Raw genomic sequence first — 25,938 nt, forward strand, 5'->3', positions numbered from 1 at the left:
TCAACGCTGACAAGACCGTCTGGAGAACTGTTTGTATGAACGTAACATTGCGTGACCTGCTCGCAAAATGCCTGTGAACGCGCCGCAAAACCGCCAGTACGCTCAGCCCGCAGCGCCGCTGATGATCACGGCGCCCAGTGCCCAGAGCGCCAGTAACAGCAACACGCCGAGAGTGGGGAGATCCCACCTGCGCGAGACCTGTGTGGTGGAACCGGTTTCGGCGGCCGCCAGCCACTGTTCGCGGATCAGCTCGAGGTCACGGAGCGCGGGAGGGATGCGCGCGCGGGGGTTGTCCGCGGCCCGGACGCCCGGGCGGGCCGGGCGACCCGCCACCGGGCCGCCGAACGCATTGACGATCCGCCCGTCATCCAGGGTGAACCTGACCTGGTAACGGACGCCGACGTCGCTCACCCGGGCCCACGGGATGCGCACGATGCGCAGGAGATTCTGCACGGTCGCGCCGTCAGCGTCGATGGAGACATGTGACGCGAACGTCGCGACGTAGATGAACCAGACCACCAGCAGGAGCCAGGGGGCCAGCAGGAGCATCTCGGCCCAGCCCGCGCGCACGACCGCGTCGCCCAGGAGCAGGAACGCGGCGATCGACGCCAGGATGAGCGCGGCCACCCCCGACGCGGCGCGGAACACCCGCGGCGAGGCGGCCGGGGATGATCCCGAGCCCGCCTCGCCGTGTCGAGGGGTGTTGCTCACAGGTTTCCGCCGAGCGGGATCTCCGCACCCGGGATGGCGGCGAGGAGCCGCTTCGTGTAATCCTCCGCCGGCGACGCGAAGATCTCGTCGACGGTGCCCTGCTCGACGACGCGACCCTGCTCCATGACGCAGACGAGGTCGGCGGCCACACGCACGACGGCGAGGTCGTGCGTGATGAAGAGGTAGGTCAGGTCGAGCTCGGACTGCAGCTCGGCGAGCAGGCGCAGGATCTGGTCCTGCACGAGCACGTCGAGCGCCGAGACTGCTTCGTCGAGGACGACGATCGACGGCTTGAGCGCGAGGGCGCGCGCGATGGCGATGCGCTGACGCTGGCCACCGGAGAGCTCGTTCGGGTAGCGCCAGGCGACCTCACGCGGGAGCGACACCTGGTCGAGCAGCTCGAACACCCTCTCGCGACGCGACTTCTCGTCGCCCACGCCGTGCACGCGCAGCGGCTCGGCGATGAGGGCGCCGATGCTGCGCAGGGGGTCGAGCGAGCCGTAGGGGTCCTGGAAGACGGGCTGCATACGGCTGCGCAGTCCGAAGACCTCCTTGCGGCTCATGCCCGACGTGTCCGCGCCGTCGACGAGCACGGAGCCGCTCGTCGGCTTCTCGAGCTGCAAGACCATCTTGGCGACGGTCGACTTGCCCGAACCGGACTCCCCCACCAGTGCGAGGGTCTTGCCGCGCGGGATCTGGAAGGACACACCGTCGACCGCACGGAACGTTTCGCTGCGGAACCCGCCTGAACGGATCTTGTACTCCTTGACGAGATCGCGGACCTCGACGACGGGCTTGGCGTCTACGACCTCCTCGAGGTGCTCGACACCGCGACGCTCGGCGACCGCCTGGATGCGCTGCGAGGCGATGCTCGGGGCGGCCGCGACGAGGCGCTGCGTGTACGGATGCTGCGGAGCCTCGAGGATCGCTCGGCTCGGACCGGACTCGACGATCTCGCCCTGGTTCATGACGATGATGCGATCGGCACGCTCTGCGGCGAGGCCGAGGTCGTGCGTGATGAACAGGACGGCCGTCCCCTTCTCGCGGGTCAGCGAGGCCAGGTGGTCGAGGATGACGCGCTGCACGGTGACGTCGAGCGCACTCGTCGGCTCGTCCGCGATCAGGAGCTTCGGGTCGGCTGCGAGGCCGATGCCGATGAGCGCCCGCTGACGCATCCCGCCGGAGAACTGGTGCGGGAACTGGTGCATGCGACGCTCGGCATCGGCCAGCCCCGCCTGCTTCAGGACCTCGATCGCGCGGGCGCGGGCCTCCTTGCGGTTGGATGCCAGGCCGTTGGCGCGGACCGCCTCCTCGACCTGGAATCCGATCGACCAGACCGGGTTCAGGTTGGACATCGGGTCCTGCGGGACGTAGCCGATGTCGCGGCCGCGGATGGACTCCATCTCACGGCGGCTGGCACCGAGGAGGTCCACGCCGTCGAGCGTGACGGATCCGCCCGTGACCGCTCCCGTGCCGGGGAGCAGGTTGATGACGGCCGCTGCCGTCGTCGACTTGCCCGATCCGGACTCCCCGACGATGGCGACGGTCTCGCCCGGGAAGACATCGAGGTCGACACCGTGCAGGACCTCGCGCGCCTTCTTGCCCGTGCCGAACGACACGGTGAGGTCACGGATCTGCAGAAGGGGCTGCGACACGACGCTCTCCTTGGTGCTGCTGCGCAGACGCGCGCGGCTGGTGGGGTTCTCGATATCGCTCATCGCTGGGCCCTCGACTTCGGGTCGACGGCGTCGCGGAGGAGCTCACCGAGGGTGATGAACGCGAGCACCGAGATCGTGAGCGCGAGAGACGGCCAGAACAGCGCCATCGGCGCCGACCTGATCTGGTTCTGCGCCTGGCTGATGTCGAGGCCCCAGGAGACCGTCGAGCCCCCGAGACCGACGCCCAGGAAGGACAGCGTCGATTCGGCGACGATCGCCGTGCCGAGGCTCAAGGTGGTGACGACGATGACGGGTGCCATCGCATTCGGCAGGACGTGCGTCACCATGGTGCGGAACCGCGACAGCCCGATCGAGATCGACGCGGTCACGTAGTCGGACTGCTTGACCCGAAGGACCTCGGCACGGGCGATGCGCGCCGTGCTGGCCCACGAGAATCCACCGATCGCGAGGGCGAGGACGAATTCGTTCCGGTAGTCCGCCAGGACGGACATGACGACGACGGCCGCGATGATGTAGGGGATCGTGAAGAAGACGTCGCCCACGCGGGAGAGCACCGTGTCGAGGAATCCGCCGTAGAAGCCGGCGAGAGCGCCCATGATGACACCGATGACCGTGGAGATCAGCGTGGCCATCACACCGACGATCATCGACGTGCGCGTTCCGTGGACGACGCGCGACCAGATGTCGCAGCCCTGTCGATCGAAGCCGAGCGGGTGTCCCGCCGTCGGATCGCCGTTGCTGTTGTCGAGGGTGCAGACACCGCCGGACGGCGCCACCGAGGTGAAGAGTGTCGGTGCGACCGCCATGGCGACGATGATCGCGCACAGCACGACCGAGATCCAGAACGTCGGACGGCGGCGCAGGTCGCGCCACGCGTCGATCCAGAGATTGCTCTTCTTCTCGCTGAGGCGGAGCTGGTCGACCGGGACCGATTCCGTGTTCGTCGGTGCGACGTAGTGTGCGGAGTTACTTGACATAGCGGATCCTCGGGTCGAGCAGGCCGTAGAGAAGGTCGACGACCAGGTTCACCAGAACGTAGATCACGACGAAGATCGTGACGAAGGAGACCACCGTCGGCGTCTCGCGCTGCGTGATAGCCGTGAAGAGCGTGTTGCCCACACCCGGCACATTGAAGATGCCCTCGGTGACCGTGGCTCCGACCATGAGGATGCCGAACTGGGTGGCCGTGTCGGTGACCATCGGGATCATCGAGTTGCGCAGGACGTGCACGGGGATGACACGACGGCGCGAGAGGCCCTTCGAGTAGGCAGTGCGGACCCAGTCCTGACCGAGCGTCTCGATCATGGAGGCACGCGTCAGTCGCATGCTGGACGCGTAGATGCTGAGACCCAGCACGATCGCGGGAAGCCACAGATCGCCCCAGTCGTTGCGTCCACCCACCGTCGGCCGGAACCATCCCAGCTGCACGCCGAGGAAGTACTGCGCGAGGAAGCAGAGGACGAAGATCGGGATCGCGATGAAGATGAGCGCCGTCACGAGCGCGCCGTTGTCGAAGATCGACCCCTTCCAGATCGCCGACAGCGCGCCGATGATCAGGGCGAGCACGAAGGCGATCGCGACGGACATGACCGCCAGGCGCATCGTGACGGGGACCGTGCGGGCGAGCACGTCGTTCACGCTCTGGCCCGAGAACGTCGTCCCGAAGTCGAGGCGGAAGATGCCGCCGAGGTAGTTCGCGTACTGGACGATGAACGGCTCGTTGAGCTTGTACTGCTCGCGGAGCGCATCGATGACGGCCTGCGGCGGCTGCTTGTCGCCGAACAGCGACGCGACCGGGTCTCCTGGCAGTCCGAAGACCATGAAATAGATCAGCAGTGTGGACCCGAGGAACACGGGAATCACCTGCAGGATCCGTCGGAGGATGTAATAGGCCACCCTCGGCCCCCTTTCAGGGAAAAGACGTGATCAGTGCTCACGCACGAAGAAGGGCCCCGCAACGCGGCGCCCCTGAGTGTCCCATCCTCAACCTCGTTTCCTGAGAGAAAGGTGAGATGGACGGGTCACGCCACGAGGCGGTGACGGGTGACCGTCACCGCCTCGTGTGAGGTGATGCTGAGAGCAGATTACTTGGTGATCTCGTAGTACAGCGGCACCGAGTTCCAGCCGAACTCCACGTTCTTCACGCCGTCGGCCCAACCGCCGTTGACGTTGGAGTACCAGAGCGGAATGGCGGGGAGGTCCTCGAAGAGGACCGACTGGGCCTCGAGGAGGGTGGAGTTGCGCGCAGCCTCATCCGTCTCGCTGATGCCCTTGGCGAGCAGGTCGTCGAACTTCTTGTCCGAGTACTTGCCGTCGTTGGAGCCTGCACCGGTCGCGTAGAGCGGGCCGAGGAAGTTGTACAGACCGGGGTAGTCCGCCTGCCAGCCGGAGCGGAAGGCATCGACCTTCTCGTTGTCGCGGGCGTCGAGGTAGGTCGCGAAGTCCGGGAACGGCTTGCCGACGGCCTTGATGCCGAGGACCTTCGAGACCGAGTTCGATACAGCGTCGACCCAGGCCTGGTGCGGACCGTCAGCGTTGTAGGAGATCGTGAACTCCTTGCCGCTGTACGGCTTGATCGCGTTCGCCTGGTCCCACAGCTCCTTGGCGAGCTCCGGGTCGTAGTCGAGGACGTCGTTGCCGGGGACCGAGTCGCTCCAGCCGTCGATGACCGGCGACGTGAAGTCCTTCGCGGGCGTACGGGTGCCCTTGAAGATCACGTCGGTGATCTGATCGCGGTTGATGGAGTGCGAGATCGCGGCGCGGCGGAGCTTGCCCTCTTCGTCGGTCTGGAAGCCGTCGAGCCACTCGGGGATCGTCAGCGACTGGAAGATGGCGGCCGGCTGGTTGACCGAGCGACCGTCGAGGTCGGTCTTGTAGTTCTCGAGAGCGCTGTCCGGGATGGAGTCGAGCACGTCGAGGTTGCCGCCGAGCAGGTCGGTGTAGGCACCGTCCGGGTTGGCGTAGAAGACGATGTCCAGGCCGCCGTTCTTCGGCTTGCGCGGTCCGTCGTAGTCCTCGTTGACGACCAGGTCGATGCGGACGTTGTGCTGCCACGCGCCGTCCTTGGCCAGCTTGTACGGGCCGTTGCCGATCGGGTTCTCACCGAAGGCCTTCATGTCGTCGAACGCGACGGACGGAAGCGGTGCGTAGGCCGAGTAGCCCAGACGCTGTGCGAAGTCGGATGCCGGCTTGTTCAGCGTGATGGTGAAGGTCAGGTCGTCGACCTTCTTCAGACCGGTGAGCTCGGAGTCCTTCTCATAGCTGAAGCCCTCGATGTCCTCGAAGAAGTAGGAGGAGTTCTGCTTGTTGGATGCCAGTGCACCGTAGTTCCACGCCTTGATGAAGCTGTCAGCGGTGACGGCTTCGCCGTTGGTGAACTTCAGGCCATCGCGGATCTTGACCGTCAGCTGGGTGGGCGAGTCGGTGGTGATGGACTCTGCGGCGTCGTTCTCGACCGAGCCGTCGGCCTTGTACGAGATGAGGCCGGCGAAGATCGAGTCGACGACCTTGCCGCCCCCGGTCTCGTTCGTGTTGGTGGGGATGAGCGGGTTCTGGGGCTCCGAGCCGTTGGTCGTGATGACCTCGGTCGTGGTGCCGCCGGACGAGTTGTCGTCCGTGTTGGTGTCGCCACCGCTGCTCGCGCAGCCTGCGAGAACCAGGCTGGTGGCGCCGAGCAGGGCGAGGCCCGCCACGCCGATCTTGTTGCGCTTCAAAGTGTCCTCCATGAGACCTAATGAAAGCCCGGGTCGAGGCTTAGCGACCCAGGCGTGATGAGAAGCACACTAAGCAGGCTGAGCGCAATGCGACAAATCCCTCACAAGACCGTTACACAGCCTTTACTTGGGAACCTCTGGATAAAGCAGTCTGATCGGTGGGGCCCCGCAGCATCCCGCACTCGTGCGGACGTGGCATCCTGACCGGATGGCCGCTTTCACGGACTCCCCCGCCGCCACGTCCACGCCGTCACGCGCGCGTCTGTGGTGGGAGATCGGGATCGTTCTCGCCCTTTCGCTGGGCCGGTCGGCGGTGTATTCGGTGCTCGCACTCATCGAGGCGCTGACCCGCGCGCCCCTCGGCGATCAGCAGACCTCGCTCAATCCGGGTGCGGCGCCGTCCGCGGTGTGGGACGTCATCGGCCAGTTCCTCGACGCGTTCTTCGCCTTCGCGCCCGTGGCGCTGGCGATCTATCTGCTCTGGGAGCCGGCCCGTTCCGGCTTCGCCAAGATCGGCCTGACCTTCGAGCGGTTCGGACGCAACCTCGGTGGTGGCGCGCTCCTCGTCCTCGTGATCGGCGTGCCGGGTCTCGGTCTCTATGCGCTCGGCCGCGTCATGGGCATCACCGTCCAAGTGGATGCCTCGCCGATCGATTCCTCCTGGTGGACGGTGCCGCTCCTGCTTCTCGCCGCGCTCCGAGCCGGCCTTCTCGAAGAGGTCATCATGGTGGGATACCTGTTCGACCGGCTGCGTCAGCTGGGCTGGAACACGTGGGCGATCATTCTGTCGACCGCCGCGCTGCGGGGCTCGTACCACGCGTACCAGGGCTTCGGTCCGCTCATCGGGAACATGGCGATGGGGGTCGTGTTCGGCTGGGTCTACTCGCGGTGGGGTCGGGTCATGCCCCTCGTCGTCGCGCACGTGCTGATCGACATCGTGGCGTTCGTCGGGTACCCCCTCGCCGCCGCGTGGTGGCCCGGGGTGTTCGGACCGCCGGCGTAGGGTTCCGGGGTCGGGTTCCGGGTTCCGGGAGACTGCACGCTCGCGCCGAGACTGCAGGCGCGCGCCGAGACTGCACGGTCGCGCCGAGACTGCGGCGTGGGGCCGCGGTCTCGTGGGCCGCGTGCAGTCTCGCGGAGGGGACCGGGGGCGGCGGGCGGTTCCTCCACCGCGAGGGCGGCGGGCGGGGTGTCCACGGGGCGTGCTGCTGTGGCGGTCAGGACGGTGACGGCTCGGGACCATCGGGGCCATGCCCGTGATCGCCGATCCCCTGCCCGTCGTCCGTCGCGCTCCCGTCGCGTGCCCCGTTCCGCTCCTGCGGGCGCGGGACGTGCCCCACGCCGCCCGCATCGCGGCACGCGGCGAGCTCGTGTCCGTCGTGCGCGGCGTCTACGCGCCGACCACGGAGTGGCGACCGCTGGCCCCGTGGCACCGATACGTGGCCCGCATCCACGCCACGATCCTCGTGCACCCGGGGCTCGTCCTGAGCCATGAGTCGGCCGCGGCGATCTGGGGGATGCCGATCCTCGGCGATCCCGGCGTCGTCCACGCCCTGGGCGATCCGACCCGAACCTCGCGCCTGCACGCGGGCCTCCGCATGCACACGACGACGGGCGCGCGGGACGTCGTGGACCTCGGCGGGTTCGCCGCCATCTCGCCGTCGGACTGCGCCGTCGATCTCGCGCGAGCTCGGCACGTCGTGGTGGGGCTCATCGCAGCCGACGCCGCACTACGACTGGATCCGGCGGCATCCGTGGAGTCGCTCGTCGAGCAGAACGAGCAGCGACCGAGTTCGCGGGGGCGCCGCATCGCCCGGTGGCCCTTGCATCGTGCCCGGGCGGAGGCGGAGTCCACGCTCGAGTCCGCGAGCCGGGCGATCATCGAGCTGCTCGGCTACGAGGAACCCGAGCTGCAGACGGAGTGGAGCGGACCGGGCGCGACCGATCGCTCCGACTTCTGGTGGCCCGGATCGGAGATCGTCGGTGAGGCGGACGGCGACCTCAAATACGACGGCCGGTTCGGTGACCCAGCGTCGTTGTTGCGCGCGCGCCGTGAGCGGGACCACAGACTCCGGTCACGCGGCATCCGTTCGGTCCTGCACTGGGGCTGGTCGGACCTCGTCGACCCCGATGCGCTGGACGGGATCCTCCGCGGCGCGGGTCTTCCGCGCATCGCGCTCCCCGACCCGTACCGTCTCGCGACGGCTCGCGCCGCGCTCGCGCCGCGTCTCCCCGCCGCGAGACTGCACGCACGCGCCGAGACCGGGGCCTGAACCCGAGGTCTCGTGCGCTGCGTGCAGTCTCGGGGGCGGGCCGGGCTCGTGCGGCGACGCTCCGGGGTCCGCGGGGGCGGCAGCATCCCTCGCCGCGAGACTGCACGGACGCGTCGAGACCGAGGGGTTAACCCACGGTCTCGGCGTCAGCGTGCAGTCTCGCGAAAAGGGGCCCGGCGCCCGGCCGCCTCAGGCGAAGGCCTCGATCGGGGGGCAGGCGCAGACGAGGTTGCGGTCGCCGTAGGCGTTGTCGATGCGGCGGACGGGCGGCCAGTACTTCGTGCGCACGATGCCGGGTACGGGGTACACGGCGATCTCGCGGGGGTACGGATGCGCCCACTCGCTGGTGATGACGGATGCCGCGGAGTGCGGCGCGTTCACCAGCGGGTTGTCGTTCGCCGGCCACTCCCCCGCGGCCACGGCATCCGCTTCGGCCCTGATCGCGATCATCGCCTCGACGAAGCGGTCGAGCTCGGCGAGGTCCTCGGACTCCGTCGGCTCCACCATGAGCGTCCCCGCGACCGGGAACGACATCGTCGGGGCGTGGAAGCCGTAGTCGATGAGCCGCTTGGCGACGTCGTCGACCGTGATGCCCGTGGCCTCCTTGAGCGGACGCAGGTCGAGGATGCACTCGTGCGCGACGAGCCCGCCCTCACCCGCGTACAGCACCGGGTAGTGGCCCTCCAGGCGACGCGCGACGTAGTTCGCCGCGAGCACCGCGGCGGCGGTCGCCTGCCGGAGTCCGTCGGCGCCCATCATCCGCACGTACGCCCACGAGATCGGCAGGATGGATGCCGAGCCGTACGGCGCGGCCGAGACCGGACCGCCGTCGAACACGTGACCGCCGGCGTGCTCGGCTCGCTGCGCCATCGGGTGGGAGGGCAGGAACGGGGCGAGGTGCGCCTTCGCCGCGACGGGGCCCACACCGGGTCCGCCGCCGCCGTGCGGGATCGCGAACGTCTTGTGCAGGTTCAGGTGCGACACGTCGCCGCCCAGGTCGCCGAAGCGGGCGAACCCGAGCAGCGCGTTGAGGTTCGCACCGTCGACGTACACCTGACCGCCGGCGGCGTGGACGGCGCCGGTGATGTCCATGACGTCGTGCTCGTAGACGCCGTGCGTCGACGGGTACGTGATCATGAGCGCCGCGAGGCTGTTGGCGTGCGTCTCGACCTTGGCTCGTAGATCCGCCAGGTCGACGTTGCCGGCCTCGTCGCACGCGACGACGACGACCCGCATCCCCGCGAGGACGGCGGATGCCGCGTTGGTGCCGTGCGCGGACGACGGGATGAGGCAGACGTCCCGGTGCAGGTCGCCGCGCGAGTGGTGATAGCCGCGGATGGCGAGGAGCCCCGCGAGCTCGCCCTGCGACCCGGCGTTCGGCTGCAGCGAGACCGCGTCGTACCCGGTGACCTCGGCGAGCCACGCCTCGAGCTGCTCGATCATGACGAGGTAGCCCGCGACGTCGTCGGCCGGCGCGAACGGGTGGACCCGCGCGAACTCGGGCCACGACACCGCCGCCATCTCGGTCGCCGCGTTGAGCTTCATCGTGCACGAGCCGAGCGGGATCATGCCGCGGTCGAGCGCGTAGTCGCGGTCGGCGAGCTGCTTCAGGTACCGCATCATGGCGGTCTCGGAGCGGTGCGTGTTGAACACCGGATGCGTCAGGTACTCGTCCACGCGACGGAGAGCCGCCGGCAGGTGGGCGTTCCGGTCCCGGAGGGGAACGAAGACCTTCGACGAGTCGACGCCGAAGACGGATGCCACGGCCTGCAGGTCCGCGACGGTCGTCGTCTCGTCAACCGAGATCCCGACCGAGTCGCTGTCGCGGAACCACAGCTGGTAGCCGCGGCGGCGCGCATCGGCGATGACGTCCTCCGCGCGTCCCGGAGTGCGGACCACGAGCGTGTCGAAGTACGCCTCGTGCAGGACCTCGGCGCCCGACCCGACCAGCCAGTCGCGCAGGAGCGACGCCTTGGCGGTGGTCTCCTCGGCGATCCGCTTGAGCCCGTCGGGGCCGTGGTAGACGGCGTACATCGCGGCCATGACGGCCAGCAGCACCTGGGCGGTGCAGATGTTCGACGTCGCCTTCTCGCGGCGGATGTGCTGCTCCCGGGTCTGCAGCGACAGACGGTAGGCGGGCTGGCCCGCGGCATCCATCGACACGCCGACCAGGCGCCCCGGCAGCTGACGCTCGAGACCGGCGCGGACGGCCATGTAGCCGGCGTGCGGTCCGCCGAAGCCCATGGGCACGCCGAAGCGCTGCGTCGTCCCGACGGCGACGTCCGCGCCCATCGATCCCGGGGAGCGCAGGAGCGTGAGCGCGAGGAGGTCGGCCGCAACGACGACGAGTCCCCTCTGCGCCTGCACGGCGGCGATGACGTCGGACGGGTCCCAGACCCGACCGGTCGCGCCGGGGTACTGCACGAAGGCGCCGAACGCCTCGGGGACCTCGGAGAAATCGGTCTCGAGGATCTCGACGCCGACGGCGGCGGCGCGGTGGTGCAGCAGCGCTTTCGTCTGCGGCATCGCGTCGGCGTCGACGAGGAACACGTTCGACGCGGACTTCGAGGCGCGGCGGGCGACCAGCATCCCCTCGACGACGGCCGTCGACTCGTCGAGCATCGACGCATTGGCGGTCGCGAGTCCCGTGAGGTCGGTCACCATCGTCTGGAAGTTGATGAGCGCCTCGAGGCGGCCCTGCGAGATCTCGGGCTGGTACGGCGTGTACGCCGTGTACCAGGACGGGTTCTCGAGGACGTTCCGCTGGATGACCGACGGGGTCAGCGAGTCGTAGTAGCCGAGGCCGATCATCGCGCGCGCGGAGCGGTTCTGCGACGCGAGTTCGCGGAGCTCCGCGAGTGCCTCCGCCTCGGTCGCCGCGGGCGGGATGATGCTGTCGCGCTCGGCGACGTGGATCGCATCGGGCACAGCCGTGTCGACGAGACCCTCGACCGAGTCGCGGCCGAGGACGCGGAGCATCTCGGCCTGCGCGGCCGAGTCGGTGCCGATGTGGCGGTCGCGGAAGGTCGAGCTCACGCGTCGCCGCCCGTCAGTGCGACGTAGGCGTCGCGATCGAGGAGGTCGCCCGAGGGCGCCCCGTCGACCTTGATCTTGACGAGCCACGCGTCGAAGGCACCGGCGTTGACGGAGGACGGGTCGTCCACGACGGCGTCGTTGACCTCGACGACCTCTCCGGTCAGCGGCGCGTAGAGCTCGCCGACGGACTTGGTCGACTCGATCTCGCCGCAGGTGTCGCCCGCGGTGACGGCGGTGCCGACGGCGGGGAGCTCGACGAAGACGACGTCACCGAGCTTCTCGGCGGCGTAGTCGGTGATGCCGACGGTCGCGACGTCGCCGTCGAAGGCGATCCACTCGTGCTCGGCGGTGTAGGACAGGGCGGTGAGGTCGGTCATTTCTGTCTCCGGTAGAAGGGGAGGGCGGTGACGGTCGCGGGGATGCGGGTCCCCCGGACGTCGATGGTCAGGACGGTGCCCTCAGCGGATGCCGAGGGGTGGACGAGGGCCATCGCGACGGGATGGCCGAGGGTCGGGCTGAGGGCTCCCGAGGTGATCTCGCCGACGGTCTCGTCGCCGGAGAGCACGGCGTAGCCGGCACGACCGGCGCGGCGGCCCTCGGCGGCGAGACCGACGAGGACGGAAGCGCCGTCGAGGTCGCGGGTGGCGAGACCGTCCTTGCCGACGAACTCCTCCTTGTCGAGGGCGACGACGCGGCCGAGCCCGGCCTGCGCGGGGGCGATGTCCCGCGAGAGCTCGTGGCCGTAGAGCGGCATCCCCGCCTCCAGGCGGAGCGTGTCGCGGGCGGCGAGGCCCGCGGGCACGAGCCCGTGCGCGGCGCCCGCCTCGGAGACGGCTTGCCAGAGGCCCTCGGCGGTCTCGTTCGGCACCATGAGTTCGAAGCCGTCCTCGCCGGTGTACCCGGTGCGGGCGACGAACAGGCTCCGACCCTGGAACGACCCGAGCGCCCAGGAGTAGTAGGTCATGTCCGCGAACGCGGGATCGACGTCCTCGATCCCCGCGGTGGCTTCGAGGATGCCGCGGGCCGCCGGGCCCTGCACGGCGATGAGCGACATCCGGTCGGTGATCTCCTCGATGCGCGCGTCACCGGCCTCGACGGCGGCGAAGGCGGCCGCGACCTCGGCACGGTTGCCCGCGTTGGAGATGACGAGGAACTCGTCCTCGGTGATGCGGTACACGATGACGTCGTCGACGATGCCGCCGTCGTCCGCAAGGACGAGGGAGTACTTGGCCTTTCCCACCTTCATCGTCGAGAGCCGACCCGCGAGGGCACGGTCGAGGAAGTCCGCCGCCCCCGCACCCTCGATGCGGAACTCCGCCATGTGCGAGATGTCGAATAGTCCCGCGCTCCCCCGCACGGCATGGTGCTCCGCGAGGTCCGACGTGTAGCGGACGGGCATCAGCCAGCCGCCGAAATCGGTGAAGGATGCGCCGAGCCGCTCGTGCAGCTCATGCAGCGGCGATCGCCGCGGCTCGGTCGTGGTCTCGGTCATGCCGTCTCCGCTCAACATTCCACGACGCTGACCGCGAGGCCGCCGAGCGCCGTCTCCTTGTACTTGCTGCTCATGTCCCGCCCCGTCTCGCGCATGGTCACGATGACCTCATCGAGCGAGACGCGATGGGTGCCGTCGCCCCACAGCGCCATCTTGGCGGCGTTGATCGCCTTCGCCGCGGCGATCGCGTTACGTTCGATGCACGGGATCTGCACGAGACCGCCGATCGGGTCGCACGTGAGGCCGAGATTGTGCTCCATCGCGATCTCGGCGGCGTTCTCGACCTGCCGAGGCGTCCCTCCCAGGACCTCCGCGAGTCCCGCGGCCGCCATCGACGACGCGGAACCGACCTCGCCCTGGCAACCGACCTCGGCACCCGAGATCGAGGCACGCGCCTTGTAGAGGACGCCGATCGCGGCCGCGGTGAGCAGGAAGGGGATGACGACCTCGTCGCGAGACCGCCCCTTCGCCGCGTAATGGGTCGCGTAGTGCAGGACGGCGGGGATGATCCCCGCGGCGCCGTTCGTCGGTGCGGTCACGATCCGCCCGCCGGACGCGTTCTCCTCGTTGACCGCGAGGGCGACGAAGTTCACCCACTCCTGCCAGAGGGCGGGATCGTCGCCCGTCGGGTCGTCGAGGCGCAGCCTGTTGCGCCAGGCGGGCGCGCGGCGCGGGACCCGCAGGCCGCCCGGCAGCATCCCCTCGCGCGAGGCACCTGAGACGACGCTCTCGCTCATGACATCGGCGAGATGCAGGATGCCGCCGTCGATCTCGTCGCCGGTGCGGGAGACGAGTTCGTTGCGGCGCTGGATCTCGGCCATCGACAGGTCCTCGCGGTCGCAGTGGGCGAGGAGCTCCGCCGCGGTCTCGAAGGGGAACGGGACGGATGCCGTCGCCGCCGCCTGCGCCTGCTCGCCGTCGCGCACGATGAAACCGCCGCCGGTCGAGTAGTAGACGGCGTCGTCGAGGAGGACATCCGCGGCATCCCAGGCCCGCAGCCGCAGCCCGTTGGTGTGCCCCGGGAGGATCGTGAGGGGGTGGAGGATGACGTCGTCCTCGCACAGCGGGACGGCGCCCGTGCCGCCCACCCGCACCCGACGCTCGTCGGCGATCGCGGCCGTCCGTTCCTCGACCTGGGCGGGCAGGACCACGTCGGGCTCGAGGCCCTCGAGCCCGAGCAGGACGGCGGTCAGCGTGCCGTGTCCGCGACCGGTCGCCGCGAGGGAGCCGTAGAGATCGACCTGCACGCGGGTCGCCGCGTCGGCATCGATACGGGAGACGAAGTCCGCGGCGGCTCGCATCGGTCCCACCGTGTGCGAGCTGGACGGCCCGATACCGACGGTGAAGAGATCGAAGACGCCGATGCCCGGAGTCATCGCGATGATCGAGCGGGTGGGTGTGACGGTGGGAACAACGGAACTCCTGACGGCGCAGCGGGATGCGGGTGAGTTCCTCCCCCTCTGTCATCGGCCTGAGAGATTTCACGGGCGATGCCCGCTTGCCCCGTCGGCGGGCATCCGAGGATGCCGCTTTTCAGAGTGACCATGTCGGCTCGGTACGGGGGCCTGAGAGATTCCGGGGAGGGATTGCTCCTTCGGCAGCCACGAGGGCTTCTCCCGAGCAGACGCGATGGTCCGGTGTGCGATTGTGAGCGCGAGCCTATCATCGGGGCCCGCTGCGCCGATACGGCGTCAGTCGCTCGTGCACTCCCCCGACGAGACCGTCGCCGCGTCGGGTGAGACCTCCAGCGCAGGGCGGAGCTCGTCGGTCGTCATCGCGTAGCCGCGCGACGCGTCGTCCTGCCCTCGGGCGAAGACCACACCGGTCACTTCGCCCGCTTCGGTGAGCAGCGGTCCGCCCGAGTTGCCGGGCCGGACGTCCGCCTGGAGCGCGTAGATCTCGCGGGGCTGCGAGCTCTTCTCGTAGATGTCCGAGACGATCGCGTCGCCCACCGACAGCACGTATGCCGCACTGCTGGTGAACGGACCGCCGAGGGGGTACCCCTGCACGGCGACCGGTGTGCCGGCCGCCACGTCGCCCACGATCGGGAGCGGGCGGGCGTCGAGCCCCGAGACGCTGATGACCGCGAGGTCGTCGATCGGGTCGAAGTAGACGATGCGCCCCTCCTCGGCATCGCGACCGGGAAGCTCCACGAGCGGGGTATCGACACCGGCCACGACGTGGGCGTTCGTGACGACGAGGTCGGTCGCCACCACGAAACCGGATCCCGTCAGGGACGCGCCGCACGCGTACGCGTTGCCGCTGATGCGGGCGACGGATGCCCCGGCCCGCTCGAGCTGCGGATCGTCGAGCGCGACCGGGGGCGCCGTCGGCTCGACTTCGGGGGCGAGCAGTTCGCCGACGCGCGGGATGCCCTCGTCCACGATGAACCCGCGGAACTCGGCGAGCGCCGAATCGACCGCCGGCGGAGTGAGAGCGTCGATGGCGCCGAGCACGCGCGAGGAGGCGACGGCGGGGGCGACCACCGGCATCCCGGATCCGACGATCGCCCCGCTCGCGAGGAGGAGGACGAGGGCGGCTGCGGCGGTGTTGACGAGACCGCCCAGGATGCGGTCGATCGGGGCGAGTTTGACCCGATCGACCCGTCGGCGCACGCGAGCGCCCACCGCCGTGCCGAGGGAGGCGAGGAGGACCACGATGGCCAGCGCGATGATCGCGAGCACGAGGCTGCGGTACTCCCACCCCGCGAAGGTCGGAGCGATGACGGGCGTCAGCCAGACAGCGAGGACGGCGCCGAGCACGACGCCGATCAGCGTGCCCGCCGTCGCGACGAGACCGCGCAGGAGTCCGCCGAACAGTGCGGCGATGAGCACGAGCACGACGATGATGTCGACGACGAGCACGGCGGCCTCCCTTGACGAGTCCGCCCGGGAGAGCCGGCGGTCACTCGTGATCAGCGTAGGACGCGGCTGCTGGGAAATCGGTTCGTGTCATCGTCCATGTTGCGGTTCGTGTCGAAGTGACCTTAAGATCGGTCCCGTACTTAAGGTCACCATGACAAGAACAACTCCCCCCGCTTCCATCGGCGTCGCCGTGTCGACGGTCATCTTCCGCCTGCGCCGCGAGGCCGACGACGCCCGCATCGAGCTGCCGCTCGTGCGCCGGACGCGCGACCCGTACGAGGGTCAGTGGGCTCTGCCCGGCGGGTGGGTGGACCCCGCGGAGAACCTCGAGGCCACGGCATCCCGCACCCTCGCAGAGACGACCGGGCTCTCACCGAGCTATCTCGAACAGCTCTACGCGTTCGGCGACCTCGGCCGCTCCCCCGGTCGGGTCGTCTCCATCGTGTACTGGGCGCTCGTGCGCGAGGACGTCACCCAAGCGACCGAACAGCACAATGTCGCCTGGTTCGATGCGACGGCCCTCCCCGCGCTCGCCTTCGATCACAACCACATCGTCGACTACGCCCTGTGGCGACTGCGCAACAAGGTCGGCTACAGCCGCATCGCCCACGGCTTCCTCCCGGACCGCTTCACCCTCGCCGAGCTGCGCGAGGTGTACGAGGCGATCCTCGGCAGGCGCCTCGACCCCGCCAACTTCCGCCGCCAGGTGGAGGGATCCGACACCCTCATCCCCACCGACGACTTCCGCACCGGAAGCCACCGGCCCGCCCGCCTCTACCGCTACAACCAGGACGTCGAGTTGGCCGACCGCGGCCCGCTCCCGCAGTGAAGGACCCGAACCGACATGAGCGCAACCCCCGTCACCCTGCAGCCGCGACCGATCGATACCCGACCGATCGATCCCAGCGTCGATCACGAGATCCAGGCGATCGTCGCCGGCGAGACCACCGCCGAGACCTGCAACACCGACCTCGCGGCCGGCCCGTGGACCTTCGACACCCGCCCCGGTTACGGACCCGGCTCGTCGATGGGCGACGTCATCCCGACCGGTGCTCCGCGACAGGGGCAGCTCCCGGCCGAGTACCGCGAGGCGGATGAGGCCGAGCTCGCGGCCCGCATCGTCGCCGCGAAGCACACCCTCGGCGAGCGCGTCGTCGTGCTGGGCCACTTCTACCAGCGCGAGGAGGTCGTCACCCATGCGGACTACGTCGGCGACAGCTTCCAGCTCGCCAACGCCGCCCTCGAGCACCCCGACGCCGAGGCGATCGTCTTCTGCGGTGTGCACTTCATGGCCGAGACCGCCGACCTCCTCTCCCGCCCCGAGCAGGCCGTCATCCTCCCCAATCTCGCCGCCGGGTGCTCGATGGCCGACATGGCCGACATCGACCAGGTCGAGGAGTGCTGGGAGCAGCTCTCCGACGTCTACGGCGACATGGATGCTCCGGATGCCGAGGGGCTGCTCCCCGTCATCCCCGTGACGTACATGAACTCCTCCGCCGCGATCAAGGGCTTCGTGGGCCGACACGGCGGGATCGTCTGCACCTCGTCCAACGCGCGGACGGTCCTCGAGTGGGCGTTCGCCCGCGGACGTCGCGTGCTCTTCTTCCCCGACCAGCACCTCGGCCGCAACACGGCGAAGGCCATGGGCGTCCCCCTCGAGCAGATGCCGATGTGGAATCCGCGGAAAGCGCTCGGCGGATCGAGCGAGGCGGAGCTCGCCGCCGCCCGGGTCATCCTCTGGCACGGCTTCTGCTCGGTCCACCGCCGGTTCACGGTCGACCAGATCGCCGCCGCGCGGGCGGAGCACCCCGGCGTCCGGGTGATCGTGCACCCCGAATGCCCGATGGACGTCGTGGACGCGGCGGACGAAGCGGGATCGACGGACTACATCCGCAAGGCCATCGCCGCCGCCACCGAGCCCACGACGTTCGCGATCGGCACCGAGATCAACCTCGTCCAACGCTTGGCGGCGCAGTTCCCGCAGCACGAGATCTTCTGCCTGGACCCGGTCGTCTGCCCGTGCTCGACGATGTACCGGATCCACCCGGGCTACCTCGCCTGGATCCTCGAGGGGCTCGTCGCCGGAGAGGTCCGCAACCGGATCACCGTGCCAGCCGATGTCGCCCAGCCGGCGCGCGTCGCCCTCGAGCGGATGCTGGCGGCCAAGCCGTGACCACCGTCGTCGTGGTCGGCTCGGGCATCGCCGGGTTGACCGCCGCACTCCACGCGGATGCCGGTGGCTCGACGGTCACGATCGTCACCAAGAGCGAGCTCGCCGAAGCCAACACACGGTACGCGCAGGGCGGCATCGCGGGCGCGCTCTCCCCCGGCGACCGGACGATCGACCACGCGCACGACACCCTCGTCGCCGGGGCGGGACTCGCCGATCCGGGCGCCGTCGACGTCCTGGTCACGGAAGGCCCCGATCGCATCCGGGACCTGATCGCCGCCGGCGTCCGGTTCGACCGGGACGCCGACGGGACGCTCCGCGCGGGCCTCGAGGGAGCGCACTCGTTCCCCCGCATCCTGCACGCCGGGGGCGACGCGACCGGGGCGGAGATCGAGCGCGCCCTCGTCGAGCAGATCCGTCGGAGCGGCATCCGCGTCCTCGAGCACACGTACGTGACCGACCTGGTCCGCCGGGAGGGTCGCGTCGCCGGTGTGGAGACCCTGGGCGGCGGGCGCATCGAGGCGGACGCCGTGATCCTCGCGACCGGTGGCGCAGGCCGGCTGTTCGCCCACTCCACCAACCCTGCTGTGGCGACCGGTGACGGGATCGCCCTCGCCGCCCGGGCGGGCGCTGCCGTCCGAGATCTCGAGTTCGTGCAGTTCCACCCCACGGTGCTCGCCACGGGCGACGCCTTCCTCGTCTCGGAGGCCGTGCGCGGCGAGGGCGCTGTCCTCCGCGACGAGAGCGGACGCCGGTTCGCCCTCGACGTCCACCCGGACGGCGAGCTGGCGCCCCGCGACGTCGTCGCCCGTGCGATCACCGCCGCGATGGCGCGCCAGGGCGGGCGTCCCGTCCTCCTCGACGCCATCGCGGTGCACAGCTCCGACCCCGACGAGCGATCACGGTTCCTCGCCGCCCGGTTCCCGACCATCGACGCCGCCGTCCGCTCGCGCGGGCTCGACTGGGCGCGCGAGCCGATCCCCGTGACGCCGGCCGCGCACTACCTGATGGGCGGCGTGGTCACCGACCTCGACGGCCGCACCGACGTCCCGGGCCTGTACGCGGTCGGAGAGGTCGCGCGGACCGGCGTCCACGGGGCGAACCGTCTCGCCTCGAACTCCCTCCTCGAGGGCGCCGTGTTCGGCGCCCGCGCCGGTGATGCCGCGGCCACGGCGGGCGCGGCGTGGCCGGTGCCCGCCGGCACCCCCGCCGTCGTCGTGTCGGCACCCGACGGCATCCCGCACCCGCCCTTCACCCGGCGCGCGCTTCAGGAGCTCATGTGGGCGGATGCCGGGGTGACGCGTGACGGCGACGGCCTCCGCCGCGCGGCCCGCACCCTCGCGGCCTGGCGCACCTCCGCCACCCCGCCGGTGTCCCTGGCGGAGCACGAGGACGCCAACCTCCTGCTCGTCGCGGAGCTCATGGTCGCCGCCGCGCTCGCGCGGACCGGCTCGGTGGGTTCCCACCAGCGCACGGACGACCCGGCCTCCGCCGATGCGCGCGTCCGACCCGACCTGGAAGGGGCTGCGTGATGCTCTCACCCGCCGTCATCGAGACCACCGTCCGCGCAGCCCTCCTCGAGGACGCCCCGTGGGGTGACATCACGAGCGAGGCGCTGATTCCGGCATCCGCCACCGCGACGGCCGAACTCGTCGCGCGCGAAGCCGGCGTGTTCAGCGGGGGCGCCGTCTTCTCCGCCGCGTTCACCCTCACGGACGACCGGGTCGAGGTGGACGTGCGTGTGACGGACGGCGCCCGCTTCGCGCGGGGCGACGTCCTCGCGGTCGTTACCGGCCCCGCCCGCGCGATCCTGACCGCGGAGCGGATCGGCCTGAACTTCGTCCAGCGCATGTCGGGCATCGCGACCGTGACCGCCGCCTATGCGGACGCGGTGGCCGGGACGGGCGTGCGCATCGCCGACACCCGGAAGACGACACCGGGCCTGCGCGCCTTCGAACGCCACGCGGTCCGCAGCGGCGGCGGCGCCAACCACCGCCATTCGCTGTCGGACGCCGTGATGGCCAAGGACAACCACCTCGCCGTCCTCACCCGCTCGGGGCTGTCGGTCACCGAGGCGATCCTCGACGCCAAGACCCGCCTGCCCCACACCGCCCACATCGAGGTCGAGGTCGACCGTCTCGACCAGATCGAGGCGGTGCTCGCCGCCGGCATCGGCACGATCATGCTCGACAACTTTACGCTCGAGGGCCTCCGGACGGGAGTCCTCCAGGTGGCGGGGCGGGCCACCGTCGAGGCGTCCGGCGGGGTCACGCTCGACACCGTACGTGCGATCGCCGAGACCGGGGTCGACGTCATCTCGGTCGGTGCGCTGACACATTCCGCGCGGGCTCTCGACCTGGGACTCGACGTCCGCATCGACGAGGCCTGAGGTGCTCTACCTCGATCACGCGGCGACGGGCCCCGTCCGTCCCGAGGTGCGGGAGGCGATGCTGCCCTTCCTCGGCGAGCGCTACGGCAACCCGTCGAGCCACCACACGGTCGGCGAGGACGCCGCCGCCGTCCTCGCCGATGCGCGACGTCGCGTCGCGTCCGTCCTCGGGATGCGACCGGGCGATGTGATCTTCACCTCGGGCGCGACGGAGGCGAACAACCTCGCGATCAAGGGTGTCGTCCTCGCGGGACTCCTCCGTCACGGTCGCGCCGGGCACGTCGTGACGAGCGCTGTGGAGCACGAATCGATCCTCGCCTCCGTCGACTACCTCGAACGGGTCCACGGCACGGCGGTCACGCGACTCCCGGTCGATGCGGACGGCCTCGTCTCCCCCGAGGTCCTCGCCGACGCGCTGCGCGACGACACGGCGCTCGTGTCGCTCGGCTACGCGAACAACGAGATCGGGACGGTGCAGGATGCCGCCGGCCTCGCCGCCGTCACGGCGAACGCACACGTCCCCTTCCACCTCGACGCCGTTCAGGCCGCCGGTTGGCTCCCCCTCGCGGGAACCGGCGCCGACGCCCTGTCGATCGCCGGCCACAAGATCGGCGCACCGCAGGGCATCGGAGCACTCGCGATCCGCGGCCGCATCCCCCTGGAACCGCTCCTCCACGGGGGCGGCCAGGAGCGCGATCGCCGCAGCGGCACGCAGAACGTCGCGGGCGCCGTGGGACTGGCGGTCGCCCTCGAGCTCGCCGAACGGGAACGCGGAACGTCGTCGGAGCGGGTCTCGGCGCTCCGACAGGCTGTCACCGAGCGCGTGCTCGCCCTCGTCCCCGAGGCCCGTCTCACGGGGCATCCGTCGCGCCGGCTCCCCGGGACGGCCAGCTTCACCTTCGCCGGGGTCAGCGGAGAGGCGGTCCTCCTCGAGCTCGAGCGTCGCGGTGTCGTCTCTTCGAGCGGATCCGCGTGCGCGGCCGGCAGCGACGAGCCGTCGCACGTCCTCCTCGCTCTCGGCGTCGCTCCCGAGGTCGCGCAGGCGTCGGTCCGGTTCAGCTTCGGGCACCGCGCCGAGATCGATCCGGGGCCCCTCGCCGACGCGATCGCCGCATCGATCGCGGCGGTACGATCGCGATGATGAGCACCCCGACCGTCACCGTGATCGTGCCCGGACGCGACGTCGGCGCGTTCGCCGAGGAAGCCCTCGCCTCCCTGCGCGCACAGACGCGTACGGATTTCCGCGCCCTCCTCGTCGACGATGCCTCCCGCGACGCGACGGCGGAGATCTTCGCCGCCACCGCCGCCGACGACCCGCGCTTCACGCTCGTGCGCCACGAGGTCGCGCAGGGACTCGGCGCCTCGCGCAACGAGGCGCTCGCGCTCGTCGACACCCCCTACGTCGGGTTCTTCGACGCCGACGACGTCATGACCCCCGGGGCGCTGGACCTGCTCGTCGGCAGCCTCGAGGACTCCAGCAGCGACATCGCCGTCGGCGCCTACGTGCGGTTGCGCGCGGATGCCGCCGGTCACTACTCCCCCGGTGTCGTCCAGCCGTGGGTCGCAGCATCCACCTCCCCCGGCCGGCGACGCACGACCCTCGCAGACCACCCCGACGTGTCGGGGAACATCGTCGCCTGGTCGAAGGTGAGCCGCACCGACCTCTGGCGTCGCGCGGGACTCCGCTTCACCGAGGAGCGCGCCTACGAGGACCAGGTGGTCGCGCAGCAGATGTACGTCGCCGCCTCAGCGATCGACGTGATCCCCGACGTCGTCGTCCATTGGCGCGAGCGCGCCGACGGCACCTCGATCACGCAGCGCCGTCACGCCGTGTCGGTGCTGCGGGACTACCTCGACGGGATGCGCGGCGGGATCGACGTCCTCGACACCGCCGGCCACCCGGGCGCCGCTCGCGCTCGCGTCCGCCTCATCCTCGACATGGACGTCCCGGGCCTCGTCCGGGTCGCCGAGCATCACCCCGACGACGCGTACCGGCAGCTGCTCGGCGCCTTCACTCGCGATCTCGCCGATCGCGCCGCGCGCGAGGGCGTGACGCTCGACGAGGCATCCGCTCCGCTCGTGACCGCCGCGAGCGGGTGGTGAGCGCGCTCTAGCCCGCGCCTTCGATCCTGCCCGCGGCGACCTGCTGCGCGGCCAGCTCTGCGTAGAGACCGCCGGCGGCCAGCAGCTCGGCGTGGGTACCGGATTCGACGATGCGCCCCGCCTCGACGACGTGGATGACGTCGGCGGCGATCACGGTGGACAGTCGATGCGCGATCGACAGTGTCGTCCGGCCCCGCGCCGCTTCGTCGATCGCCTCTTGGACGACCCGCTCCGAGACGGTGTCGAGCGCGGAGGTCGCCTCGTCGAGCAGCAGCACCGGCGGGTCCTTCAGCAGCACGCGGGCGATCGCGATCCGCTGCTTCTCGCCGCCCGACAGGCGGTATCCGCGCTCGCCCACGACGGTGTCGTACCCGTCCTCGAAGCCGGCGATGACGTGGTGGATGTTGGCGGCGATGCACGCCGCCTCGATCTCGGCATCCGTGGCGTCAGGCCTCGCGTACCGCAGGTTGTCGCGGATCGTCGCATGGAAGAGGTAGGTCTCCTGCGACACGATCCCGATGCGGTCGATCACCGACGCCTGTGCGAGCGAGCGCAGGTCGGCGCCGGCGAACAGGACCGTCCCCGCGGTGGGCTCGTAGAGCCGCGGCGCCAGGTACAGGATCGTCGTCTTGCCGGCACCGGACGGCCCCACGAACGCGACGTGCTGCCCCGGATCGGCGACGAAGGACACGCCGTCGAGCGTTGCCGGGCTGTCGGGCCCGGCATCCGGATACCGGAACGAGACGCCCCGGAACTCGATCCGGCCGACCGGACCGGGGGCGTCCGCGACGTCGACCGCGGCCGCGGTGTCGGCGATCGCCGGCCGCAGGTCGAGGTACTCGAAGATGCGGGCGAACAGCGCGCGCGAGGTCTGCACGTCCAGCGCGACGCGCATGAGCCCCATGAGCGGCATGAGCAGGCGCGCCTGCACCGTCGTGAAGGCGACGACCGCGCCCGCGGTGATGGGCACGGCGTCCCCAGTGATGAAGAAGCCCGCGACGAGGTAGATGATCGCCGGGACCGACGACATGATGATCTGCACGACGGCGAAGAAGCCCTGCCCGCTCATCGCCTGCCGCACCTGCAGTCCGATCTGCGTGCGGTTCTCGGCGGCGTAGCGGTCGGACTCGGCCCGCTGGCGGTTGAAGGACTTCGACAGCAGGATGCCGGAGACGCTCAGGGTCTCCTGCGTGATGGCGCTGAGCTCCGACAGGGACTCCTGCGTCTGTCCGGCGATGCGGGCGCGCACCTGCCCGACGCGTCGCTGCACGAGGATCAGCACGGGCATCATGACGACGGCGATGAGGGTCAGCCGGACGTCGATGAGGAGCATCGCGACGAGCGCGGAGATCACCGTGACCGTGTTGCCGAGGATGCTCGTGACCGTGTTGGTGAGGACGCCGGACACCCCGCCCACGTCGTTCTGCAGCCGCGACTGGATGACGCCCGTCTTCGTCCGTGTGAAGAAGCCGAGGTCCATCGCCTGCAGGTGGGCGAACATGCGCACCCGCAGGTCTCCCGTCACCTGGTTGCCGACGGTCGAGGTGAGCCAGGTCTGCGCGATCCCGAGCGCCGCGCCGAGGACGAACAGCCCGATCATCGAGAGGACGAGGACGCCCAGGAGCCCAAGCTGCGGCGCGGACCCGTCGACGGGGAAGAGCGCGTCGTCGAAGATGCGCTGGACGAGCAGCGGCGGGATCACCCCGACCGCCGCACCGAGGACCACGAGGATCGCCGTGACGACCAACCGGCGACGGTAGGGACGGAAGAGGGCGACCACGCGTCGACCGAGATCCGGGATGCGGGGAGCCGACGCGTTGCGCTCTCGCTGCGCCGCCTCGTCGACAGCGCGGAACCCGCCGCGACCGCCTCCGGGTCCGCCCATGCTCATCCCGTCACCCTAGCCCCGCCGCGACACCACCGGCCGCGCGGGAATGCGCGGCGGTGCGCGCCGGTTAGGCTGAACGACCCGCGTCGCATGCGCTCTCTCGCGCCAGCTGCCCCGCCCCTCTGTCGAAGGACTCACGTGCCCCTGTCGGACACCGCCTCCACGCCCACCCTCTCGTCCGAGTCGGCTCCGCGCCGGACCGGGCCGGTCATCGCCCTGCTCGTCGTCGCCGCCTTCGTCGTCATCCTGAACGAGACGACCATGAGCGTCGCCCTGACCGACATCGTCGCCGACCTCGGGATCACCGTCGCCACCGGCCAGTGGCTCACGACGGGCTTCCTCCTGACGATGGCGGTCGTCATCCCGCTGACCGGTTTCCTGCTCGAGCGCTTCCCCCTCCGCACGGTCTTCTTCACAGCCATGAGCCTGTTCGCGGCGGGCACTCTGATCGCCGCCCTCGCCCCCGACTTCGGGTTCCTCCTCGCGGGGCGCATCGTGCAGGCGAGCGGCACCGCGATCATGATGCCGCTGCTGTTCACGACGGTCCTCAACATCGTCCCGCCGTCTCACCGCGGCCGGATGATGGGCACCATCACCGTCGTCATCGCCGTCGCCCCCGCGATCGGACCCACGGTCTCGGGTCTGATCCTGTCGACGCTGACCTGGCACGCGATCTTCTGGGTGATGCTCCCCATCGCCCTCATCGCGATCGCCGTCGGCGCGGTCTGGGTGAAGAACGTCACCGAGACACGCGCCGACGCCCGCTTCGACGTCCTCTCCGTTCCGCTGTCCGCACTCGGCTTCGGCGGGCTCATCTACGCCTTCAGCGCGATCGGCGAGTCCGCGTCGGGGCACGCTCCCATCCCCGTCGCGATCCCCCTCGCGGTCGGCGCCGTGGCCCTCGTCCTGTTCGTGCTGCGTCAGCTTCACCTGCAGAAGACCGACAGTGCACTCCTCGACCTCCGCACGTTCCAGACCCGGACCTTCTCGCTGGCGGTCTTACTGGTGGTCGTGGTCTTCGCGGCGCTGTTCGGCTCCATCGTCCTGCTGCCGATCTACCTGCAGCAGGTGCTCGGCCTCGACGTCCTCGGCATCGGGCTCATGCTGCTTCCCGGCGGCATCCTGATGGGTGTCATGGCGCCGTTCGTCGGCAACGCCTTCGACCGTTTCGGCCCCACGCCCCTCGTGATCCCGGGCATGATCATCGCGGCCGCCGCCCTGTGGGGCATGACGCTGTTCGACGTGAACACCGGGGTGCCCTTCGTCATCGCGGTGCACCTCGCCCTGAACCTCGGACTCGGCCTGACGTTCACGCCACTGCTGACCTCGGCGCTCGGCTCACTTCCCCGCCGGTTCTACCCGTACGGGTCGGCGACCGTGGGGACGCTCCAGCAGGTCGCCGGCGCTGCCGGGACCGCGCTCTTCGTGACGATCATGACCGTGACCACCGCCGCGCGGATGGCGGACGGGACCGATGAGGTGCTCGCGAAGGCGGACGGCGTCCACGCGGCGTTCGTGGTCGGGGCCATCGTCGCGACCGCAGCGGTCGGGCTCGCCCTGTTCGTCCGCAAGCCCGCCGAGACCGACGCGGACGGAGCCCCTGCGCTCGCGCACTGACCG

General features: G+C 70.2%; 20 protein-coding genes and 2 riboswitches. Of the genes, 9 read left to right on the forward strand and 11 right to left on the reverse strand.

What is annotated here, in order from left to right:
- Positions 1–102: 102 nt before the first annotated feature.
- The 5 genes from BLR68_RS01670 to BLR68_RS01690 form a co-directional block, all read right to left on the reverse strand.
- Entirely contained in the window at positions 103–711 is a 609-nt protein-coding gene (locus BLR68_RS01670) for a PH domain-containing protein (protein WP_018188286.1), read from the reverse strand.
- Positions 708–2,429: an ABC transporter ATP-binding protein gene (locus tag BLR68_RS01675; protein WP_018188287.1), complete on the reverse strand. Its 1,722-nt coding sequence runs from the start codon at positions 2,427–2,429 to the stop codon at positions 708–710. The genes BLR68_RS01670 and BLR68_RS01675 overlap by 4 nt, the downstream gene beginning before the upstream one ends.
- Positions 2,426–3,367: an ABC transporter permease gene (locus BLR68_RS01680; protein ID WP_018188288.1), complete on the reverse strand. Its 942-nt coding sequence runs from the start codon at positions 3,365–3,367 to the stop codon at positions 2,426–2,428. The genes BLR68_RS01675 and BLR68_RS01680 overlap by 4 nt, the downstream gene beginning before the upstream one ends.
- Positions 3,357–4,286: an ABC transporter permease gene (locus BLR68_RS01685; RefSeq protein ID WP_018188289.1), complete on the reverse strand. Its 930-nt coding sequence runs from the start codon at positions 4,284–4,286 to the stop codon at positions 3,357–3,359. Before BLR68_RS01685 ends, BLR68_RS01680 begins: the two co-directional genes overlap by 11 nt.
- Before the next feature lie 188 nt (positions 4,287–4,474).
- Entirely contained in the window at positions 4,475–6,115 is a 1,641-nt protein-coding gene (locus tag BLR68_RS01690; RefSeq protein WP_256335291.1) for a peptide ABC transporter substrate-binding protein, read from the reverse strand.
- A gap of 196 nt (positions 6,116–6,311) precedes the next feature.
- Between BLR68_RS01690 and BLR68_RS01695 the strand changes: the two genes are divergently transcribed.
- Both BLR68_RS01695 and BLR68_RS01700 read left to right on the forward strand, forming a co-directional pair.
- A complete protein-coding gene (locus BLR68_RS01695; RefSeq protein WP_018188291.1) occupies positions 6,312–7,106 on the forward strand; it encodes a CPBP family intramembrane glutamic endopeptidase in 795 nt (264 codons plus the stop codon).
- A gap of 247 nt (positions 7,107–7,353) precedes the next feature.
- Positions 7,354–8,376, forward strand: a complete 1,023-nt coding sequence (locus BLR68_RS01700; RefSeq protein WP_018188292.1) for a hypothetical protein — start codon at positions 7,354–7,356, stop codon at positions 8,374–8,376.
- A gap of 189 nt (positions 8,377–8,565) precedes the next feature.
- Here the strand turns inward: BLR68_RS01700 and gcvP are convergent, their stop codons facing one another.
- The 5 genes from gcvP to BLR68_RS01725 all read right to left on the reverse strand — a co-directional run bounded on the left by gcvP (position 8,566) and on the right by BLR68_RS01725 (position 15,768).
- On the reverse strand, positions 8,566–11,412 hold the full coding sequence (gcvP, locus tag BLR68_RS01705; RefSeq protein ID WP_018188293.1) for an aminomethyl-transferring glycine dehydrogenase: 2,847 nt from the start codon (positions 11,410–11,412) through the stop codon (positions 8,566–8,568).
- Positions 11,409–11,789: a glycine cleavage system protein GcvH gene (gene gcvH / locus BLR68_RS01710; RefSeq protein WP_018188294.1), complete on the reverse strand. Its 381-nt coding sequence runs from the start codon at positions 11,787–11,789 to the stop codon at positions 11,409–11,411. The genes gcvP and gcvH overlap by 4 nt, the downstream gene beginning before the upstream one ends.
- Positions 11,786–12,904: a glycine cleavage system aminomethyltransferase GcvT gene (gene gcvT / locus BLR68_RS01715; RefSeq protein ID WP_018188295.1), complete on the reverse strand. Its 1,119-nt coding sequence runs from the start codon at positions 12,902–12,904 to the stop codon at positions 11,786–11,788. The genes gcvH and gcvT overlap by 4 nt, the downstream gene beginning before the upstream one ends.
- Before the next feature lie 11 nt (positions 12,905–12,915).
- Positions 12,916–14,280, reverse strand: a complete 1,365-nt coding sequence (locus BLR68_RS01720) for an L-serine ammonia-lyase (protein WP_018188296.1) — start codon at positions 14,278–14,280, stop codon at positions 12,916–12,918.
- A 74-nt stretch (positions 14,281–14,354) separates the two neighbouring features.
- Positions 14,355–14,447: riboswitch (glycine riboswitch) on the reverse strand.
- Positions 14,448–14,533: riboswitch (glycine riboswitch) on the reverse strand.
- 62 nt (positions 14,534–14,595) lie between these two features.
- A complete protein-coding gene (locus BLR68_RS01725; protein WP_018188297.1) occupies positions 14,596–15,768 on the reverse strand; it encodes a MarP family serine protease in 1,173 nt (390 codons plus the stop codon).
- 151 nt (positions 15,769–15,919) lie between these two features.
- Here BLR68_RS01725 and BLR68_RS01730 point away from each other — a divergent pair, with 151 nt between their 5' ends.
- Genes BLR68_RS01730 through BLR68_RS01755 form a run of 6 tightly spaced genes read left to right on the forward strand, consistent with a single transcriptional unit; the run spans position 15,920 to position 22,430 of the window.
- The gene (locus BLR68_RS01730) at positions 15,920–16,597 is read left to right on the forward strand and encodes an NUDIX hydrolase (protein ID WP_026302985.1); all 678 of its coding nucleotides are present in this window, start codon (positions 15,920–15,922) and stop codon (positions 16,595–16,597) included.
- 15 nt (positions 16,598–16,612) lie between these two features.
- Positions 16,613–17,941, forward strand: a complete 1,329-nt coding sequence (gene nadA, locus BLR68_RS01735; protein ID WP_018188299.1) for a quinolinate synthase NadA — start codon at positions 16,613–16,615, stop codon at positions 17,939–17,941.
- On the forward strand, positions 17,938–19,470 hold the full coding sequence (nadB, locus tag BLR68_RS01740) for an L-aspartate oxidase (RefSeq protein WP_018188300.1): 1,533 nt from the start codon (positions 17,938–17,940) through the stop codon (positions 19,468–19,470). Before nadA ends, nadB begins: the two co-directional genes overlap by 4 nt.
- On the forward strand, positions 19,470–20,327 hold the full coding sequence (gene nadC / locus BLR68_RS01745; protein ID WP_018188301.1) for a carboxylating nicotinate-nucleotide diphosphorylase: 858 nt from the start codon (positions 19,470–19,472) through the stop codon (positions 20,325–20,327). The genes nadB and nadC overlap by 1 nt, the downstream gene beginning before the upstream one ends.
- Position 20,328: 1 nt before the next feature.
- Positions 20,329–21,468 (forward strand): cysteine desulfurase family protein, encoded by a 1,140-nt coding sequence (locus BLR68_RS01750; protein ID WP_018188302.1) that lies wholly within the window; start codon positions 20,329–20,331, stop codon positions 21,466–21,468.
- A complete protein-coding gene (locus tag BLR68_RS01755) occupies positions 21,468–22,430 on the forward strand; it encodes a glycosyltransferase family 2 protein (protein WP_018188303.1) in 963 nt (320 codons plus the stop codon). Before BLR68_RS01750 ends, BLR68_RS01755 begins: the two co-directional genes overlap by 1 nt.
- A 7-nt stretch (positions 22,431–22,437) precedes the next feature.
- On the opposite strand, the gene BLR68_RS01760 is transcribed toward BLR68_RS01755, so the two are convergent.
- On the reverse strand, positions 22,438–24,315 hold the full coding sequence (locus tag BLR68_RS01760) for an ABC transporter ATP-binding protein (protein ID WP_018188304.1): 1,878 nt from the start codon (positions 24,313–24,315) through the stop codon (positions 22,438–22,440).
- A gap of 141 nt (positions 24,316–24,456) precedes the next feature.
- On the opposite strand from BLR68_RS01760, the gene BLR68_RS01765 reads away from it, so the two are divergent.
- Positions 24,457–25,935, forward strand: coding sequence for an MDR family MFS transporter (locus tag BLR68_RS01765; RefSeq protein WP_018188305.1), 1,479 nt, complete (start codon positions 24,457–24,459; stop codon positions 25,933–25,935).
- Positions 25,936–25,938: the final 3 nt, after the last annotated feature.

Source organism: Microbacterium sp. 77mftsu3.1, assembly GCF_900100525.1.
GTDB classification, from domain to species: Bacteria; Actinomycetota; Actinomycetes; order Actinomycetales; family Microbacteriaceae; genus Microbacterium; species Microbacterium aquilitoris.